Origin of the sequence: Thermogutta sp. (genome assembly GCF_014359955.1) — a bacterium.
In the GTDB taxonomy this organism is placed as follows: Bacteria; Planctomycetota; Planctomycetia; order Pirellulales; family Thermoguttaceae; genus Thermogutta.
Genome location: NZ_JACIYL010000688.1, coordinates 1 through 2,414, shown reverse-complemented (window position 1 = coordinate 2,414; position 2,414 = coordinate 1). Strand labels below are relative to the sequence as shown.

Here is a 2,414-nt window from a genome sequence, read left to right as displayed (position 1 = left end):
GATGTGGACCTCAAAGTTTATACGTTCGATGCTCAGGTCCATCCGCTTGCTGCGAAGGACGGCCAGATCGAGCTTCCATCGGAGCCTGCGGGAGATCAAACGGCCATCGGTGCCGCACTGGAAGATATTTTGAGGGAAACCAGCGGTGAGCGGCTGCTGGCTGTGATACTCTTGAGCGATGGTGCGCAACGGGCTCTTTATCCGCGGGATCTGCCGCCCCAGCCTGTGGCCCAGCGGATGCGTTCCCTCGATCAGCCGCTCTTCGCGGTCCGCTTTGGCAAATCCCGAACGGCTGCCGAATCACGCGATTTAGCCCTTGAGGACCTGATTCTCCCCGATCGCGTGTTTGTCAAAAACGAGCTCAAAGTTACGTCCCATCTTCACGCCACTGGCTATACCAATCAGAAGGTCAGAGTGGAGCTGTTGTTCGAGACCAAGCCAAATCAGTTGGAGGTGGTCAGTTCTCAAGAGATCACCATCGAAACCGCTGATGAACGGGTGCCTGTCCGCTTCAGTTATATACCGGAAGTGACGGGTGAACGTAAAGTGAGCGTCGTCGTGCAGCCGATCCCCGGTGAAGCCCTCACCACGAATAACGAGCAAAACGGCCTGGTACGCGTGATTGCCGGTGGTATCCGGGTTTTGTATCTGGAGGGGGCCCTCCGGGTCGAGCAGCGGTTTCTACGTCGCTCTCTGGATGCCGCTACGGATATTCATGTGGATTACGTTCGCATCGACCCCAATCGACTCGAGTCGCGTCCCGCCGATCTTGAAAAACGTCTGAGCCCCGGGAGTTATGATGTTTTCATCCTGGGAGATATCGATTCGTCCGTTTTCCGGCCTGGAGAACTGAAACGCCTCGCTGACACGGTGGCCGACGGTGCCGGCCTGCTCATGATTGGTGGATTGCAGAGTTTCGGAGCAGGTGGCTACGCGGAAACGCCCCTGGCGGATGTGCTGCCGATTCGGATGGATCGGTTGGAACGGCAACCCCTGGGTGAGCCAATTCGGCCCGATTTGCACTATCCGGGGCCATTGCGGATGGTGCCCACCTCAATCGGGCTGTCGCATTTCGCCATGGCACTTGCCCTGTCACCTCAGGAAAACCGGCGGATTTGGGAATCTCTCCCGCCTCTGGACGGGGCCAATCGGTGGTCCGGCCTGAAGCCGGGGGCCATCGTCCTCGCCCAAGATACCCAGGGTCATCCCCTCCTGGCGGTGCAATTTTACGGTCTTGGCCGAGTGGCGGCCTTCGCAGGTGATTCCACATGGCGCTGGTGTCTCCATGGGTATGAAAACGCCCACAAAAAATTCTGGCGGCAGCTTGTGCTGTGGTTGGCCAAGAAGGAAGACACCCAGCAAAATCCCGTGTGGGTGAAACTGGCACAGCGCCGGGTGCCGATGGGAGAAAAACTCCAGTTTGAGGTAGGCGCCGGGGACCCGCTGGGAGAGCCGATACCGGGGGTTACGTGGAAGGTGACCGTCATCACCCCCGGCGAAAAAAAGATTCCAATCAGTGTTCAGCCCCGTCAGCAGAACTGGGTGGGGGAATTTCAGCAAACCTTGGAAGCCGGAGACTACCAGCTCGAAGTGCAGGCCTTCCAGGGGAGCCACCTGATCGGTCGGGAGACCGCCCGCTTTCTGGTGATGAAGCGTGATCTTGAGATGGATCAGCCCGCCGCCGACATAGCACTGCTTACGGCGCTCGCCAAGACAGCCGGTGGCGAATGTGTCACTGCGGAAGATTTTCCGCGGATTATCCAAGAAATTGAAAAAAGGACCCAATCTCTCGAAGTGCCCGTCGCCACCCGGCGCAGTTTGTGGGATACCTGGCCCACGCTCCTGCTTTTTGCTTTGCTCAATACACTGGAATGGTATTTGAGAAAGCGTTGGGGCCTCGTGTGAAGCGGTCCGGCCGGTGTCGTCCCGATCGTTTTCGATGCCGTTTCGCGGCGCGACACCTGGGTTGGTCCCACCTGTCAAAAAATTGGGACAAAGTGAACCGTGTGTTGGGCTCCGGGAACAGCCGTTGATTCAGCGAGTAAGGAGTTTGCATGACAGGCGTCGATCAGACGGCTCAATCATTTGCCGGGATCAGAGTCGTGTTGCTGGGACGTCCCGCAGCGATGAATTCCCGGGAGTTCCGTCGAGAGGCGACAGCGAGGGGATTGAAGCTGGTATCATCCTGTGAGGAGCCCGCGGATTGGATCGTCATCGGCGAGCAATCGCTGTTTTCAGTCGAGGAGGGCGAACTCCAGAAGCTGGCGGAAGAGCTTGCTCAGAAGCAGAGTGGACCGCATGCAGAGATCCTCTGGGAGTCGGAATTCTGGCGCAGACTGGGACTGGTGGAACAATCGCCGGGCGTGCGCGGTCTGTACACGCCGGGTTTGATTGCCCGGCTGGTTGATGTGCCG

General features: G+C 58.4%; 1 protein-coding gene and 1 pseudogene. Both read left to right on the top strand.

The features are described 5' to 3' along the window. The coding region (locus tag H5U08_RS15875; protein ID WP_297035242.1) for a hypothetical protein at nt 1-1,905 on the top strand (1,905 nt) is incomplete at its 5' end. Between the two features lie 149 nt (nt 1,906-2,054). Then, a pseudogene (locus H5U08_RS15870) lies at nt 2,055-2,414 on the top strand (hypothetical protein); the annotation flags it as partial.